This is a genomic window from Gilliamella sp. Nev6-6 (assembly GCF_001690605.1).
Lineage (GTDB): Bacteria > Pseudomonadota > Gammaproteobacteria > Enterobacterales > Orbaceae > Gilliamella > Gilliamella apicola_C.
On the sequence record NZ_LZHP01000018.1, the window covers coordinates 169,986 to 187,631 of the forward strand.

The following is a 17,646-nucleotide window of genomic DNA, read 5'->3' on the forward strand; positions in this document are numbered from 1 at the left end:
CCTACTTAAATTATTAATAAAGCTAAGTTAACGATAAAATTTGGTTCGCTTTTTGTGCATTTTCATCCGCAGTAGTGATTTCTTTCATCTGCATTTCAAATTGGCGAGCGTGGCTAATTAAATCAACCATCGCAGTAACAGGATTAACATTACTTCCTTCTAATACACCAGACATCAGCTTAGCTTGTGGGTTATCTGGCATCACCATACCGTTTTCATTACGCGCCTGTTCGGTTAATTGAAAAAAGCCATTATCACCACGCACTATTTGATAAGGTTCAATATGAACTTTTTTTATTTTACCGACTTGAGCTATGGTCGTTGGTTTATCTCCTGCCCCTAATGCTGAAAGTGTGCCATCACTGCTAATACTCACTTGAGATTTTTGTGGCACAGTCAATACACCACTATCACCAAGTAATGGGTAGCCTTGTATGTTAAGTGTACCATTTTCGTCAATTTCAATGGCACCATTGCGAGTGTACGCTTCGCTACCATCGGCTAATTGCACTGCCAACCAGTTATCTTCTGCCAAAGCAACATCGAGATTTCTACCTGTATAGTTAAATGCCCCCATTGACGAGTCAAACGTTGGGGTTGTTGCAACCACCATGGTTCGGGTGGGCGTATCATTGCCGACAATAGGAACAGCTTTCATCGTCGTCAATTGTGCACGAAACCCTGTCGTAGAAACATTAGCTAGATTATTGGTAGTAATTGACTGCTGATTTAATGTCTGGCTTGCTGCCGACATGGCTGTATAAATAACACGATCCATAAATAGCCTTTATACTAACGCAAATTAACTAGCGTATTAAGAATTTGATCTTGCGTTTTAATTGTTTGCGAATTAGATTGGTAATTTCGCTGAGCTACAATCATATTCACTAATTCCTGACTCATATCAACATTTGACGATTCAAGTGCACCACTGGCTAATGATCCAAAAGTGCCTGAATTTGCCACGCCTAATACTTCGCCGCCAGAATTAATGGTTGATCGCCAATTATTGTTTCCTGCTGATTCAAGCCCGTTAACATTGGCAAAATCAGCCATCGCAATTTGACCTAATAACATTGTCTGTTGGTTAGAATACACACCATAAATAGAGCCATCATCATTAATGCTATAACCGACTAAATCACCCGGCGCATAACCATCAACCACAGGCGTTTTAATACTACCGAGTTCTTTACCCATATTTTGCTGAGAGCTATTCGCTAATGATAAAGTAAAGGTGTTGTCAGCCGAGCCATTTAATCCATTAATATTAATGGTCATTTCAGGATCGCTAATTAATTTGCCTGAAGAATCAAACTCCATTTTACCTACTTTTTGTAAAGTGGCTTTAGGATCACTACTATCAAGACAGTGAACATCCCATTGGTTATCCGCAGTTTTAACATAAAAGAGCTGAACATTACGTTGATTACCAAGCGAATCATAAGTCGTAATGGTTGTAGAATAATTGAAAGTATCAGCATCAAGTGCATTGATTGGTTGTTTGGCTGGAACTTTACTATTAGAGTTTAAGTTGGTTTGTAAAGTCGCCTTTGTTGTCGCTGTGGCGTTTAACATTTCTTGTGAAATTTTTAATGGACCAGGCGCTGCACCTTGTTGCACTTTGGGCGGTGTTCCTGTTGCAAGATATCCCGTTAACTGAAGACCATCAGCAGAAACAATATTTCGCTCAGCATCTAACTGAAATTGCCCATTACGAGTATAGAAAACTTGACCACTACTATCCAATAAACGAAAAAAACCATTACCCGAGATAGCAACATCTAAACTGTTGTTGGTTGTTGTTGTTGCTCCATCATTAAAATTTTGCATAACCGCAGCCACTTTTACCCCCATACCAACTTTTGAGCCAGCATAGATATCAGCAAAGGAAATACTGGCACTTTTAAAGCCTACCGTTGCAGAGTTAGCGATATTATTACCTATGACATCTAATTGTTTTGATGCGGCATTCATGCCACTTACCGCTTGAGAAAATCCCATTTGAAGTTTATCTCCTTTAAAGAATTTGACGTACTTCGTCAATACTAATTGAACCAAGTATTCCTAAATCAAGTAATACTTTATTGTTAACCTTACTGTTAATCACGCCATACACGACTGAATAAGATAATGGTGTAGAGGATACTTTTTGCCCATCATTAGTCGCATTAACCGAAAAGGTATAACTTCCATCAGGCGCAATTGTTCCATCATTTAAAATGCCATCCCAAGTAAAAGAGCTAACCCCAGCTGGAATAGCGCCTAAATCAACTTCACGAACCACATTACCCTTTTCATCTTGAATGGTTATAACCACTGAATCTGCATCACGCATCAATTCAAAACCAAAAGGCGTTGTGATCGTTTCTTTATCTGGCTTTGTATCATCAAATGTATTGATGTCATTAGGATCTGAGGTCGCCACTAAAATTTTATTGCCTGGAACCATAACCCCTTTACCAATCATATTGCTAGCATTAACTGATAAGCTGTCATCGATCTGTCCTGAAACCATTCCTAACGTGGTATTAAGTCGCTCTATACCTGCTAAAGTATTAATCTGAGCAAGTTGTGATGTTAACTGGCTATTATCCATTGGATTGGTCGGATCTTGGTTTTTCATTTGTGCAATTAATAACGTTAAAAAATTATCTTGCAATTCTTTACTTGAATTACCATCAGATGTACTTTTTTGCGTCGTTTGTGGGCTTTTTACCCCTGGTGACTGTGAAACGAGTACATTAGATACGCCCATCGGTTACTCCTTATTATTGCCCTAATGTAAGGGTTTTTAGCATTAAACTTTTTGCCGTATTAATCACTTCTATATTGGCCTGATAACTACGTGAAGCCGAAATGGTATTAACCATTTCGGCAACAACATCAACATTCGGCTTTTGGATATAACCTTTTGCATCGGCCAAGGGGTGATGTGGTTCGTACACTAGATTCATCGGTGAGGGATCCTCAATGACTTGCGACACTTTCACACCTGCAATTGGGTTGGTCTGGCCTTTATCATCCACCTGAAAAATCACTTGTTTAGCTCGATAAGCTTCACCAGACGTGCTTGTAATACTGTCAGCATTGGCTAAATTACTGGCACTGACATTCATTCGTTGGGTTTGAGCCATTAATGCCGACCCCGAAATGGCAAAAATAGAAAAACTCATCTTTATTATCCTTGCTGTAATACCGACATCACATTTTTAAATTGTTCACCTAAAAACGTTAAATTACTCTGATAGTGAATACTATTGTCAATAAACGCGGTACGCTCTTGATCCATTTCGACCGTATTACCATCAGCCGATGCTTGATAAGGAATACGATAAAGTACATTTTGATTAAGTGTGATTGGTGCTTTTACCTGAATATGGTGATTTGAGGTAATATTGAGTCCAACGGGATTAATATTACTCTGATTATTAATCGCTTTGCTTAACTCAGCATTAAAATCAATATCTCGAGCCTGATAGTTAGGTGTATCGCTATTAGCAATATTTGCCGCTAAAATATTTTGTCGCATTTCGCGTATATTCAATGCTTGTTGGTGAAAATTAACCCAGTTATCCAATTTATCAAACATAAAATCATCTCACTTTTTTTGATAATGAGGATTTTAAGCGAATAAAAAAAAAGTCATCGCGCAAATAACGGTAAAAATTGCCCTTATTTCAAGATTCACTTCACGCAATCATAAAGTACAATCAACTTATCACTAATTGAATGCCGATCAATATGATTAAGATTGCAAAACTAATAATAACTGTTGTTATGCTATTTAACTGGAATAGTGTTTTAGCTAGTTGTCTTGATAAACAAATTAACAATTTAATATCTCAGCAGTTTAACCATAAAGTAGAGGATATTTTAATTACTTACCTTACCCCTAAACCGCAATTGAGTTGCGATACCCCAATACTTTCATTATTGAATAAAAAAAAGCCATGGGGAAACATGACCATTTATGCTCAATGTGATAATAAGAAAAAATTTATGCGGATTAATGTGGCTGTCATAAGTAATTATGTTGTGGCTAAACAAGCAATAAGTGCAGGAACTGTAATTAACGAAGATCATATACATATACAATCAGGCAGGCTAGATAAACTACCTGCTACAATCATTTTAAATAAAGCCGATATTCTTAATCATATTGCATTAAGAAATATTGATCACAATGAACCAATAAAAACAACCATGCTTCAAAAAAATTGGCTCGTAAAAGCTGGGCAACAAGTTAAAGTGATAATAAATGGCGATGGGTATGAAATAGCCACTAAGGGGAAAGCGCTAAGCAATGCAGTATTAAATGATAAAGTTAAAGTTAAACTTAATTCTGGCAATATTGTTGAAGGTACGTTAACTTATCAAGGCGTAATCATTTTCAATAAATAATATTAATGATTTTTTTATTATTGCCGATAATAACATTAAGCCAGTCACTTAAATCGTAAATTTGATTAAAGGTATTTTATGAGTATAGATGCAACAAAATCCATCACAACCATATCAGGTATAGTTAGCCGTGATATAGTTAATGAGCAACAGAAAAATCACACTGCATCTGTACCACCCAAAATGAGTGCGAAGGCAAGTACCACCGTGAGTATAACTCAAGACGCAATGCACCTTTTACATGCAACTGACAAAGACGTTGATGAAGAAAAAATCGAAAGAATAAAACAAGCAATTACTAACGGTACATTGGCTATTGATACGCATAAAATTGCCGATAAATTGATAAACCAATTACTAGAAGATATTTGAAAATAAGTCAGATTTACAAGGGATACCAAAATGTTAGCACTCGATGACATCCTAAATAAAATAACAGAAATGTTACAAACACTTTCAACAATTCTACAAACAGAGCAGCAACTATTAATTGAAAATAGTACAACCAATCAGTTAAATGATATTATCAATAAAAAAAATGAGTTACTCATTCAATTAAAGTTACTTGATGAAAAACGGATAAAATTAAATAAACAATTTAATATTCAACCGCCTTATATAGAGAACTCAGCAATCGCAACACATTGGCAATTAATTACTGATAAAACAAAATTGTTAGCCAATATAAATCGCGATAATGGATTAATTATCCAAAATCGTATGAATATAACCCAACAAACGATTAATTATCTTAAAGGCCTAAATAGCCCTGCTATTTATACTAATAATGGTTATCAACAAACCGATGTTATCTTATCTAAGCGAGCCAAAGTTTGAGAAAATTGATCTTTGTCGATGGTAAACGAGATAAATACCCCCAAAAATGCCCTCTTATTAAGCCAATAACTTATTAGCGATTAGTTCATACTGTTAGCATGGTAAACGTTAATTAAACTATGAAGTTTCATTTAATTCATCATGGCTGACGATAATGATCTAGATAAAAGCGAACATCCCACCGATAGCAAAATAAAAAAGGCTAGGGAAAAAGGACAGATCCCTCGATCTCGTGAATTAACTTCGTTATTAATCTTGTTAATCGGTACGATATTATTTTGGTTGATGGGCTCATATTTAGTTAACCAGTTAATCGCAATCATAAAAACGGCAATGAAGTTTTCGTACAAAGTCAAAGATGAGAAGTTAATCATCTCCAATTTAGTTAACTCATTCACCCATGGTTTTTTGTCAATTGCGCCAATTTTTTTGGGTTTAGTGATTATTGCTCTCTTTGCACCACTTTGTGTGGGGGGATTGCTTTTTAGCCTACAATCAATTAAACCAAATTTTAAAAAACTCAATCCAATATCTGGGTTGAGTAGGTTATTTAGTACTAAAATTTTTTCTGAGTTACTAAAAAGTATACTTAAAGTTATTTTAATTGCTATCACTTCAACATTGTTTTTAATGCACCATTTTCCTGACATGCTTTCGTTGCCCCATATGTATTTAAATGATGCACTAGCTAAAGCAATACAGTTAGTGATCCTTTGCGCAATACTAAGCGTTATATCGTTAATACCCATGGTGGGTTTTGACATCTTTCATCAAATATGGAGCAATTTAAAAAAACTGAAAATGTCAAAACAAGAAATTAAAGATGAGTTTAAAGAGCAAGAGGGAAATCCGCAAATTAAAGGACGTATTCGCCAAATGCAACAAGCAATTGCTAGGCGACGAATGATGAAAGATGTGCCAAAAGCCAATGTCATTGTTACCAACCCAACCCATTACGCCGTTGCTCTGCAATATGATGAAAAAACAATGATTGCACCAAAGTTATTGGCAAAAGGTACTGACAAACTTGCACTGCGCATTAAAGAAATTGCTAATAAACATGACATTCCCCAATTAGAAGCCCCTCCTCTTGCGCGGGCTTTATATCGCCATGGCGAAATAGGGGAAACGATTCCAACTGAATTATATACTGCTGTCGCACAAATATTAGCTTGGGTATATCAATTAAAACATTGGCATAAATACGGCGGTGATAAACCACCTGTGCCGAATAATTTACCTGTACCTGAATCATTATCCGAAAATAAATAAAGGTAATTACTAATCTTATGATTAAATCTAAACTACTAACTTTATTATCAATAAATACATTAAAGAGTGGACATTATCAGATCTTAGCTGGCCCAATGCTAATCTTATTGATTCTTTCAATGATGGTATTACCACTTCCGGCATTTATTTTAGATCTATTTTTTACGTTTAATATTGCGTTATCAATTATTATATTAATTGTGGCATTATTTACTAAACGCGTGCTTGATTTTGCAGCATTTCCAACTGTTTTATTGTTTGCAACTTTACTAAGGCTATCGTTAAACGTTGCATCGACACGAGTGGTATTACTAAAAGGGCATACGGGTAGCGCTGCAGCTGGGCGAGTTATTGAAGCCTTTGGGCACTTTTTGGTTGGTGGTAATTTTGCTATCGGTATCGTGGTATTTATCATTTTAGTTATCATTAACTTTATGGTCATCACCAAGGGGGCAGGTAGAATAGCTGAAGTTGGTGCACGCTTTGCTTTAGATGGTATGCCAGGTAAACAAATGGCTATTGATGCCGATCTTAACGCTGGCTTAATAGGAGAAGACGAGGCCAAAGCACGCCGAGCTGAAGTAAGTCAAGAGGCAGATTTTTATGGCTCAATGGATGGTGCCAGTAAATTTGTCCGTGGCGATGCTATCGCTGGGTTATTGATAATGGCAATTACCATTATTGGAGGGTTACTCGTTGGAGTTATCCAACATGATATGACACTATCTGATGCGAGTAAAACCTATGTATTACTCACTATTGGTGATGGGTTAGTTGCGCAAATTCCTTCATTAATCATTTCAACAGCAGCTGGTGTAATTGTTACGCGTGTATCATCACAAGACAATATCAGCGAACAAATGCTCAGCCAGCTATTTAACAATCCACAAGTATTAATTTTAACCGCGGTTGTCATTGGTTTACTTGGGCTAATTCCTGGTATGCCCAATTTAGTATTTTTACTCTTTACCGCTATTTTATCATCACTTTCTTGGTGGCTAACTAAACAGAGAAAAACACAACAAACAACGCAACCCAAACAAGTTAATGCACAAGTAACTACACCAACCAATATCGAAGCGACGTGGTCAGATGTTAATATTGAAGATATATTAGCAATGGAAGTAGGATATGGGCTTATCCCTATGGTAGATCAAACCCAAAACGGTGAATTGCTCAGTCGGATCCGCAGTTTACGCAAAAAATTTGCGCAAACACTGGGATTTTTACCGCCCCAAGTTCATATAAGAGACAATCTTTCATTAGCACCTTATCAATATAAGATATTTATCAAAGGTGGCGAAATCGGCAAAGGTGAAATTGTTAATAATAAATGGTTAGCTATTAATCCGGGTAATGTCACCGAAACTATCGAAGGTATTCCAACAACTGAACCCGCCTTTGGATTACCTGCAATATGGATTGATGAAAGCAATAAGGAAAATGCACAAATATTAGGTTACACTGTTGTGGATACAAGTACCATGATTGCCACTCATTTTAATCATTTATTACAACAATTTGCCAGCGATCTATTAGGGCGCTTAGAAACCCAAGAGTTGCTTGAAAGAATCAAACAAGATATTCCAAAACTAGTGGAAGATTTTATCCCTGGGGTTATTACACTAACCACTTTTCATAAAATATTACAAAACTTGATCGCCGAAAAAGTATCAATTCGTGACATGCGTACCATTATTGAAACAATCTGTGAACATGCGCCTACCCAAAATGATGCTTATCAATTACTTAGTATGGTCAGAATGGCTTTAGGCAGAGTTATCACCCAACAATGGTTTCCAGGTTCAGATCCAATCAGTGTAATAGGATTAAATATCAATTTAGAACGCTTATTACTACAAGCTCTACAAAATACAAGCAATTTTGAGCCAGGACTAGCTGAGCATATCATAGAGCAAGTTAAGCAAGCCATTAATCAACAAGAAGCAATCGGTGCTCCACCAGTATTATTAGTGAACCATACACTAAGACCGATGTTATCACAATTTTTACGTCAGAATTTTCCTCAATTAGCCGTATTGTCAAATTTAGAAATCGCCGATAATCGAGAGATAAAAATGAGTACACAAATTGGCGCAGAATAGTTACTTGATGATACTAATAATAAAGTGTTTCAGTTAATAAAAACTAGAAACACTTTTTTCTAAACTGCCTATGCGGCAGTAAACTTATAGTGCAGAATTATATCAGGCATTGGTTTTTTCTAAACTGCCTATGCGGCAGTAAACTAGAGTTTTTTTGCAAAATTGCCTTATTGTAAAAGAGCTTTTGATATTTTACCTTATTTTTACCCTTTTTTTGATCTCATATTAATATCTATAATAATCAATTAGTTAAAATCATCCTCAAAAAAAGGGTTGCCAATTTAAAAATCGGGAACGGTAGCTGTTTGGCTTAATCCATAGCTATTAAATGTACCTGATACAGGCTTTAAGCATTTTTCTTGTTTTAGCCATAGAATAAACTTTTGCCCTGTACTTTTACTGGCAAGGTGAATATGAGGATATTGCAAATTAACGATTCCCCATTTTTCTATCATTTTTTGTTTAACCTCTGCCGACCATTTACCTTGTGCTGTTAATCGTTTTTCAGCACGCCTCAATGCGCTTTGCCCTTTGGGATGAATACGAATTAAACGTAAATAACCTTTTATCGTATCGGGAATAGCTTCAATAGACATCGGTAAAGCATAATCACTAATTGATGATTTTTGCTGTATATCTGCTTTAAGGTTTTGTAGCTCCTGCTCGGTACCAAATAGGCGAATTACTCCGCCTAATGTTCGGTGCACATTATAGCAAGGAAAGCTTATTGCAATATTTCCTTGATGATTGACCAAAATTTGATGTAATGATTGCATCACTTGATTCATCACATCCACTTCGGTGATTTCAATTTGCGAAATAGCTTTCAGTTCTAAATAGTGTGAGTGCATCTTATTTACTCCTTACCGCTGGCACCAAATACACCACCACGAATTAATACCGCAATCACATAATGTTGCTGCTCAAGCGTTGGTTTTTCACCCTTTAATACCCAATTATCAAACAAGGTATAAAAATCTAATTTCTGTTTTGGTTGACGGAAAGCATGTCCCATTGAAGTGACCGAGCCATACGGTTCTATTGCGATTGGGAATGGTGCATTATCCTTATACCAAGTATCGATGGTTCGAATGGCATTACTGACTTTTTGGGAATGCATAGCTGCTTGTTTGTTTTTTTCATAGAGTACTTTGCTTTTTGTTTTACCTGTATCTAAAATTAATTCTTGTGATGGGTAAACTTCTTGCCCTAAGCCCATTTTTAGTTTAGCTTCAACATTAAAAATCACAAATTCTTTACCTGATAAGCCTGCTTCAATCAGCGCAGTGAGAGCATTTACTGCTTTATCATCATAATCAAATGAGTTAAGTTGATATTGTTTAACATCATTGACGTCAATCATTGATTTTTTATCATCTTTTCGAGTAATCGATAAGCTAATTTGCTCAGCTGCCATACGGTTACGCCATAACCAACGACCATTTAAGATATTAATGGCATAACGCTTAGCCAACGCAGTCAACCCTTGTGTTTGGATATAATCTTGGGTTGTTTTTTCTAACGCTTCTTGATATTCAATTTCATTACATACCGACGGTTTACCTAAAAAAGGTAACACTTTACAACTCCATTTAATCACTAAAGTCTCTTTATCGGCATCTAATGCAGCAATATCAACCGTTTGTGGGTTAGGCTTTTGTATTTCAGCATCTAATTTGGTTGGATCTTTGGCTACTGCATTTTTAAGGCGATTTGAAATAGTGCCTCGCACTGATTTTTCAGTGACCACAACAGGGGATAATTTATTGCTATCTTTAGGATCCTGCTGTGCAAAAATGGCATCTGAAATATCAAAACTACGTTCAAAAGCAAGTACGCTGGCGGTGGTAATTTTATCTTTACTCATAATGTATTCCTTATTCTATAATTTTCTAAATTTACTTAATTGGTTTCTTGATTGATAATATAAATTTCTGCATCATTTGATTGCAATTCACTACATTGATAACGCCAAAAAGCCTGTGATAAATTCTCTTGCAAACGCAAAGGAAAGACCCATTTACCCAGCCCATATATACACTCCACAAATTGCGTGGCATGTTCATTACTGCGGGCATGTTCAACCTTACCTGCGGCAAACAGTGGCGAAATTGCTTGATAGCCCAAATGCAAAGGGACAAGCCAACCACGACCTTGCTTAACCGATGTGGTTTGCCAGTGATCTTTTTCTTGTGGATGATGATGCAACATCGCTGTTTCAATCAGGGCATCAAGCGCTGTAGCATTAGGATCTTGTTGCTGTAATTCAGCAGTAATATCTTGTAAATCTTGTGGTGCTTCAACTAAAACAAATGCAGGTAATAATGCATTGATTAAGTTTTTATTTGATTCTGATGCAGAATATAGCGCGACTGATTCAATATCGGCAACATGCCCACCAGCAACGCGTTGCTGGTAAAGTTTTTGTTTCATCTGTTGGATAAATGCTTGCTGTTCATCTGCATCATCTAATGTTTCACGATCTTCAATTTTTACCTCGACAAGCAATGAAACATCTAGATGAACTCGCCCTTCTTCAATAATGGAACGAGTACTACCATTTTTAGAGAGTGGATTGCGCGTTAATCGAAAAGTATAATCCGCATAGTTATTTGGTCGATAAACTTGTACATCACATTCATGACATGCAATTAACACACCATCTAAGTAAATGGGATTTTCTGATTCAATTTTACGACTTAAAGCATGAATAGCGCCTAAAAACCCCGAAATAGCTGGAAATCCATACGTTAATGGGCTAGAAATTGCATTGGCATTATGGATTTTGACATGATCAAAGAATAAATAATAACGTAATGATGCCATTAAAAGATCCCCTCTCTTTTACGTTGACTTGCTTTCACCGCAGATCTAAATTCACGGCGCCATTCGCTAAATTCAGGATCAGAAAATTGTTGTTTAAAATTTTTAAATTTTCCTTTTAAAGCATTTTGAACCCAAGTTGCAAAACGCTTTTCTAGACTTTGTTGCCAATCACCTTGTTCATACTGCTTTTTAAACTCCTCTTCATTTTCTAATTGGGCTCGCTGTGGATCAAGCCAAAGTTTTTCATTAAAATTAAGTGAATAATCACGACTCCAACCCGCTGGAAGAGTAGTTTGAATATGGCGAGCAAACTTAAGTAGTAATGATAAAATCACCGAAAACGCATCTTTACGGTCATCTCGTTCTTCTACAATATTTTTTGGCGCTTGAACCATATCAAACAGTAGTTTAAAACCAAATCGACAAAAATATTGCAGTGCATTATTGAAAATTGTTTCTTGCTGTTTAGAAATCGATGGGAATTGAGATTTTTCAAATTTAGGTGGCATTGAGGGTAATAAAAAGTTGCGCCCCATTTGGCTACCAATAAGCTGACTCGCATTTTGAGCATTACTACCGCCTAACCTAACTACGGCTAAATCATGAAAAGAAAAATAAGGTTGATGCTCAACACCTCTTTTTCTACGTAATTCTCGTGCATATTTATTTTCTTCTGAAAATCGTGTCTGCACCTTTTGATAAACTAAATGACACAAAGCACTAGGATGCAGTGGAACCAGTAAGCGGTAATTATTTTCATGCTGTGACAAATAAGTTTCTTCACTATTCGGCCAATAAAATTGCTTGTTAAGCTCCGAAGCCTGCACATCATCCCAATTATCTTTAAGTAACTGATTAAAATTTTCTAAATAAAGAGCAGACTTATTTTTATCATCAGATAAAGCTTCTTGAACAGCAGGGTGATTATTAATAATAAGTTGTAAAATTGTTATATCATTTTTAACGACTTGGTTTAAAAGCCCAAATATATCTAAAGCAGCAGCACCACTAGCATCAAAAGGCAAGGTGTTTACTGTAGCAGATGATACTAAATTATTCAGGTTATTAGGCTTTATCTGTGTGTTGTAATTTGCGTTACAAGCCTTCGAACTGGGGTGAACGCCCTTAGCAATATGAGTTGCAATAAGAAGCCATGAAATACGACGAATAGCCGCATCTTCCATCCACGTTTCAAAATCAAATCGCTTGGCTAACTCATCTAATTTTTGCTGAGCTTCATTAACTGCAACTAAATCACCCGCCTCTTTTGCTTTTTCTAGCTTAGCAGTTTCACTTTTATAATTACTATTATTGGCAAGTCGTTGTTGTAGAAACTCTAAAATTACTTTTCTTATATCTTGCCAAGAGACATTATCCATTCTCCCTCCTTATTATTTATCTTAAATTTCAATATAATTAAAATAAAATAACATTTGCTAAAAATCAAGCAAATAATACAAAAAATAATCTAAAAACAAAATACAAAAAAGAAAGAATCAAAGAAAAAATTAATACTTAACAGGAATAAAATTAAAAACAATTTAAAAAAATCAATACAATAAATAAAACTAGCTAATTTACACCATCCAAGATTAACACTTTTATAGACCGCTTATTCAGCGGTAAAATTCACTTCAAAGAAAAGTAAATACTTAACATTTCTCAGCAACCTACTCGGCTGTCAGAACTCAGTATAAAAGAATTACCTACCTTTTACTAGCAACACTACCTACCTGATGATGTTTTGTAAAAAAGTTTCAGGTGATATATATGTTTTAGTATAAAACTAACAATTATTTCTTTTTATAAAAACCAAAATAAGGATGAAAATGCCAATTGCTATTCCGATATAAGCTGACACTACAAAACTCATTGGCTAATCGGTATAAGTTTTTATTGGGGAAATGTTCCGCTATTTTTGTTATGGCTTGTTCTACACTATTTTCTAACCATGGTTTCACTTGCGGATTTTCAAATAACCAGTGTTTGTATTTAATTTGGTTATTTTGAGTACTTGGGCAGCATTCATCTGGTGTTTGCCATGCTACATCTGCATAGCTAAATTGATAATCACCATTATCAAGTTGGCAGATATATTCATCTTGTGTCTTATTATTCCCTCTAAATGGTGAAATTGCCTGTAAATGCACACAATGGTGATGTGCTAAATCTGGTTGCCAATAGCTGGTGACATAATTACTTTTACGGGCATGAATCGCAAACAGATTTGCCATGACCTTATGTTCTAATTCGGCGAGCGTTAGCCCATCTTCAGGGCAAGACTTAATACGAGGAACCGCATCTATATTCACTAACTGATGAGCAGGAATGAGTTCATTTGTTTTATGGGTTTTCAGCAAGAATAATGACTCTTCTTCAAATCCAGGCTTAGTAAAACAGGCCTTATCCGTACGATAATTAGCTTTAATTGCCGTTAAATTCGATCCTAATATCGCCACATTGGCCTTTTGTGCCATTTTTTGTGGTCGATGTCGCCATACTCGCCCCACTAGCTGGATAATAGAGCGCATGGATGATGGTTCAACAATTGCCCAATCATAATCGTGATCGCGTCCGACTTCGGTCACTGGCGTACCGATAACAATAAAAATATGGTTTTGTTTATCGCTATCTTTGATGGCATCGATAATTTCAGGCTGATGAAATAATGCCTGTTCATCACTGCGATTTAAAATTCTATCAAGTTTTTCTTCTAACTGGCTACGCAATAACAGCAGTTGCCGAGCATGATAAACCACGATATGAAAAGCAGTATCAGTAGGTAACTTGGTTTGGGCATAAATTTGTTCTGTAAGTGAAATAACATCTTCGGTATGGGCAAAACGCATTAAACCAATGCTTACCTTTTTTTGTGATTCTTTATCTATTTGATGATGATCTTGGTGGAATTGATAAGCTTGATCTAATAATTGTTTAGCCAGCACACCGTAATTGATTTTTTGGTTTTCTGTTTTATTTTCTTGGTAATTTAGTAGATCCAAAATATGCCCTTGACGACGGATTGCGCTCTGTTCTAATTGATGAATGCGCATTGCTACAAATTGCTGATGATGATCGCTAAACGTTTTAGTATCAGCAATTGGTGATATCGACTGTTCATATTCATCAAACCAACCACATACAATGGCATTATTGGCATATTGGTTATTTTGATTCCAAATTTTTCGCCCTGCTTGGTAAGCATCAAATAATCCGGCAATTAAATCTGGTGTTAAGGTCGCCGATGACAGTAGTACTTTGCTACCAAATAACCCAGCTAAATGCACCAAGCGAGCCAGTGCAGGTAAGTCATGTTGATCAAAATCATCCGGCTCATCTAAAATCAAATCTGAAGTTAACAATCTTAACGTGGGTGCAATATATTTACCACCACGCCCACATTCACTCGCTTGAATAATATGGTCAATAGTGCATGTCACAATGGGCGCATAAAGTAATTGCCGTGCTTTACTGTCTTCGATAATCGTCCCTAATTCACAATCCGCAATACCACTTTCGGCTACATCAATATATTCATCAAGTAACGATTCGATAGATTCACTACCTTGGTTTTCTGATTTTTTTTGAGAATCGTTTTGTTGAATTTCTTCATTACTCAGTTCAAACAAGGTTTTTGTGGCTCGCCCACCCACTAAAATCGCCAGATGTTCATCACTTAAGTGTAATCTTTCTCTTAATGCTTTACCTGTTTGCAACGTTAAAACACGTAATCCCAGTGCGACGGTAAAGCGCACGCCGCGTTTAGGATTTGAAAGCGCATACATAATCCGCCCATTGGCTAAGGTTTTACCGCAGCCAGTCGATGCCATATTCACGCCAAAAAAGCCACATTCATCAGATAGTTGTTGATAACTTTTGGCTAAATCAAACGCGTGATTTTGCCATTGGAATCGTTTTATAGTTGTTCGTTTGGTGAAAGGTTTATGTTGATTGATGGCAGGTAATTCTGTGATTATTTTAGGTAATAAACGAGTAAAGCGAGCCGCTAAATTAGCGACCCCAATTAAATGATCATCTAAACACTGTTTAGGCTTTTTTTGGTAATTTGTGTTAGCAATCAGTATTGTTTCATTTTCTTTTGCCTCTTCACATGCTAAAGACAAGCTTGAGTAGTTATGATCAGCCACCATTAAACTTAAACGCGAAATATGCAATAAAAATGCGTCAATATTAGCCAATTGCATTAAAGGAATATGGTTTAGGGCTTTGGTTGCATAACGGCTTAATTTTTTAAGCCAAGGTTGGCTTAAGGTGATATCACTTTTTAGTTGCCAAAAATCGTTGGGTGAAGTGTGTTGACTATGACTATTTTTAACCCATTTATCAATTGCCTTAAATGTTTTATAAAAACTTCGGATAGTTAAGCCCGATATATCAAAATCTCCTTTTTGTACATTTTTAACATCCTTCGTTAATGAGTCCGGTAAAAACGGCATTCGATGATGCGACACAATCAGCCATGCGATCCACTGCGCCAATAAAGGCAGTTGGGTAAGATCATTTTTTTCGACTTGGGTGAGCTGTTTGTACCAATTAGGATGCTGTTGTCGATATTCAGTAAAATTCGCTAATCGATCAAATAAGGCTTCGTTGGTGGGGCAGTCTTGAATCATTAATAAAAATAATTGTAACGAAATCCATTCATGTCGATAAGGATCAGCAGCCACAGCCGTTTCTGCTCGTAATTTAGATTGAAAACCAATCGTTGCTTTACCTAAATCATGAAGTAATGCTGCTATGGTTGTGATTAATTGAATAGTGGTTGCATATTGCCAACAATTTTCGCTGTCACTGCGTAAAATATTACGCCGCGTACGGTTGGTTGGGACGCGCCCTTCTTGATTAAATTGACTGCGATCACCCACAATCCACAAAAGATCAGTTAAATTTTTACCATGAGTCCAATAGCAAGCAACTGCGGTATTTTTTCGTGCGGTTTTGCGTAACAATTTATAGAGTGTTTGTAGACCGGCTTCGGTCATTGGGCTTTGCCATGTGCGTTCTCCACAACGTTCAGCAAATTGATCGATAATCCGCCGTGTTTCGGTTAAGGCGTTCTTTTTGCATTGGCTAACAAGTAAAATATTCATATTTGATCGGCTATCTGTTTTAAGGTATCAATAATTTTATCAAGTGCTTCTAATTGGGCAAATTGCGCAATGCACGCCATACGAAATTCTTTTTCACTATCCCCTTGTTTAGCTGATAAAAAGGCTTGGGGTAATACAATGCCATCTTTGATAATATCGGCCGCATCAAAAACTAAACCACCGCGCCGAGTTTTTCCGTGTAAAATAGCAAGCCCGTGGGGTAACCCCAATACCCAACAAGCCGTTGCACCAAGTCCATAGGCTAAGTAGTTACCATGATCTAAAAATTGATTAGCCGGGTCATGACTTTTACCATGCGTACCATGCTCACGCTTAAATTTATCATCTTGTAGTGTTAATTGATTTGCCATGCCATAAAGGCGTTTGCTAATTCGCCCTTCAGCGGCTAAAAGTGCTTGGCTATTATCCACATCGGTAAATTGTTGTATTGCATCAGTAAGAATATGCGTTAACTGCGTTTTATCAACATCCCAATCAAATTGTGGCCAACACTCACTAATAATATTAAGCCTTGTTTGTTGCAATAATTTAGCTGCTTGTAATCGACGCTTGTCATCAAACCAAAATTGACACCAACTTTGTAGGTATTCTGTCGGACGATATTCACTTTGTGGCGAAAAAAATTGACAGGCAAACTCAGATTCAGTTGATGAAAAAAGTGGGGTTCCGCCTCCTCCACAAAAACCAATCATGACGCCTGCTCGTGAAAGCTCTCGCACGGCTGCTTGCGTTAATGACGTTCCGGTACCTAATAAAATACAGGTAGTATTAGCTATTGGGATATTCCAATATAAAGACTGTTGCCCTTGCTCCGTCACATACTCAACACGCCCACCATTAACCAAAACACGGCAATGCTCTAAATAATAAATATTGGCACGCTTGGAATGCATGATCGTTTTTAGATCAGAGGAATGAATCATATCCATATATGATAACTTGTTAAATTAATTAAAATATAATAAATAAATTAACACGATATTGCGGAAAAAACGAGCTTTTTCTTGTGGTTGCAAGCTGTGAGTTCATTATTTTTACTTTAGCAAAGCAATCTTGATAATAAGCTTTTT

General features: G+C 36.4%; 16 protein-coding genes. 5 read left to right on the plus strand and 11 right to left on the minus strand.

The window, feature by feature from the left end; genetic code table 11:
• Positions 1 to 22 precede the first annotated feature (22 nt).
• From A9G42_RS03395 to flgB, 5 genes are read right to left on the minus strand one after another with little or no spacing between them, the layout of a single operon-like run.
• Positions 23 to 778, minus strand: coding sequence for a flagellar basal body rod protein FlgF (locus tag A9G42_RS03395; RefSeq protein ID WP_065652660.1), 756 nt, complete (start codon positions 776 to 778; stop codon positions 23 to 25).
• A 14-nt stretch (positions 779 to 792) separates the two neighbouring features.
• The gene (gene flgE / locus A9G42_RS03400) at positions 793 to 2,004 is read right to left on the minus strand and encodes a flagellar hook protein FlgE (protein WP_065652661.1); all 1,212 of its coding nucleotides are present in this window, start codon (positions 2,002 to 2,004) and stop codon (positions 793 to 795) included.
• Positions 2,005 to 2,020: 16 nt separating this feature from the next.
• A complete protein-coding gene (locus A9G42_RS03405; RefSeq protein ID WP_065588036.1) occupies positions 2,021 to 2,758 on the minus strand; it encodes a flagellar hook assembly protein FlgD in 738 nt (245 codons plus the stop codon).
• A 13-nt stretch (positions 2,759 to 2,771) separates the two neighbouring features.
• Complete coding sequence (flgC, locus tag A9G42_RS03410; protein WP_065579858.1) at positions 2,772 to 3,176, minus strand: flagellar basal body rod protein FlgC; 405 nt, start codon at positions 3,174 to 3,176, stop codon at positions 2,772 to 2,774.
• Positions 3,177 to 3,181: 5 nt separating this feature from the next.
• On the minus strand, positions 3,182 to 3,592 hold the full coding sequence (gene flgB, locus A9G42_RS03415) for a flagellar basal body rod protein FlgB (RefSeq protein WP_065588035.1): 411 nt from the start codon (positions 3,590 to 3,592) through the stop codon (positions 3,182 to 3,184).
• A gap of 152 nt (positions 3,593 to 3,744) precedes the next feature.
• Between flgB and flgA the strand changes: the two genes are divergently transcribed.
• From flgA to flhA, 5 genes are all read left to right on the plus strand, one after another.
• A complete protein-coding gene (flgA, locus tag A9G42_RS03420) occupies positions 3,745 to 4,404 on the plus strand; it encodes a flagellar basal body P-ring formation chaperone FlgA (protein ID WP_065652662.1) in 660 nt (219 codons plus the stop codon).
• Between the two features lie 78 nt (positions 4,405 to 4,482).
• Positions 4,483 to 4,776, plus strand: a complete 294-nt coding sequence (gene flgM, locus A9G42_RS03425; protein ID WP_065568275.1) for a flagellar biosynthesis anti-sigma factor FlgM — start codon at positions 4,483 to 4,485, stop codon at positions 4,774 to 4,776.
• A gap of 30 nt (positions 4,777 to 4,806) precedes the next feature.
• On the plus strand, positions 4,807 to 5,241 hold the full coding sequence (locus A9G42_RS03430) for a flagella synthesis protein FlgN (RefSeq protein WP_065588032.1): 435 nt from the start codon (positions 4,807 to 4,809) through the stop codon (positions 5,239 to 5,241).
• A 141-nt stretch (positions 5,242 to 5,382) separates the two neighbouring features.
• Positions 5,383 to 6,513 carry a flagellar biosynthesis protein FlhB gene (gene flhB / locus A9G42_RS03435; protein ID WP_065581501.1) on the plus strand — a complete coding sequence of 377 codons (1,131 nt, stop codon included), beginning with the start codon at positions 5,383 to 5,385 and terminating at the stop codon, positions 6,511 to 6,513.
• Between the two features lie 17 nt (positions 6,514 to 6,530).
• Complete coding sequence (gene flhA / locus A9G42_RS03440; RefSeq protein WP_065652663.1) at positions 6,531 to 8,618, plus strand: flagellar biosynthesis protein FlhA; 2,088 nt, start codon at positions 6,531 to 6,533, stop codon at positions 8,616 to 8,618.
• A gap of 281 nt (positions 8,619 to 8,899) precedes the next feature.
• Here flhA and cas6f read toward each other — a convergent pair whose 3' ends face one another.
• The 6 genes from cas6f to cas1f form a co-directional block, all read right to left on the minus strand.
• Entirely contained in the window at positions 8,900 to 9,469 is a 570-nt protein-coding gene (cas6f, locus tag A9G42_RS03445; RefSeq protein ID WP_065652664.1) for a type I-F CRISPR-associated endoribonuclease Cas6/Csy4, read from the minus strand.
• 5 nt (positions 9,470 to 9,474) lie between these two features.
• Entirely contained in the window at positions 9,475 to 10,485 is a 1,011-nt protein-coding gene (gene csy3 / locus A9G42_RS03450) for a type I-F CRISPR-associated protein Csy3 (RefSeq protein ID WP_065652665.1), read from the minus strand.
• Positions 10,486 to 10,520: 35 nt separating this feature from the next.
• Entirely contained in the window at positions 10,521 to 11,444 is a 924-nt protein-coding gene (gene csy2, locus A9G42_RS03455; RefSeq protein WP_065652666.1) for a type I-F CRISPR-associated protein Csy2, read from the minus strand.
• Complete coding sequence (gene csy1 / locus A9G42_RS03460; protein WP_065652667.1) at positions 11,444 to 12,823, minus strand: type I-F CRISPR-associated protein Csy1; 1,380 nt, start codon at positions 12,821 to 12,823, stop codon at positions 11,444 to 11,446. Before csy1 ends, csy2 begins: the two co-directional genes overlap by 1 nt.
• Positions 12,824 to 13,237: 414 nt before the next feature.
• Positions 13,238 to 16,555 carry a type I-F CRISPR-associated helicase Cas3f gene (cas3f, locus tag A9G42_RS03465; RefSeq protein ID WP_065652668.1) on the minus strand — a complete coding sequence of 1,106 codons (3,318 nt, stop codon included), beginning with the start codon at positions 16,553 to 16,555 and terminating at the stop codon, positions 13,238 to 13,240.
• Positions 16,552 to 17,505, minus strand: a complete 954-nt coding sequence (cas1f, locus tag A9G42_RS03470) for a type I-F CRISPR-associated endonuclease Cas1f (protein ID WP_065652669.1) — start codon at positions 17,503 to 17,505, stop codon at positions 16,552 to 16,554. Before cas1f ends, cas3f begins: the two co-directional genes overlap by 4 nt.
• Between the last annotated feature and the right edge of the window lie 141 nt (positions 17,506 to 17,646).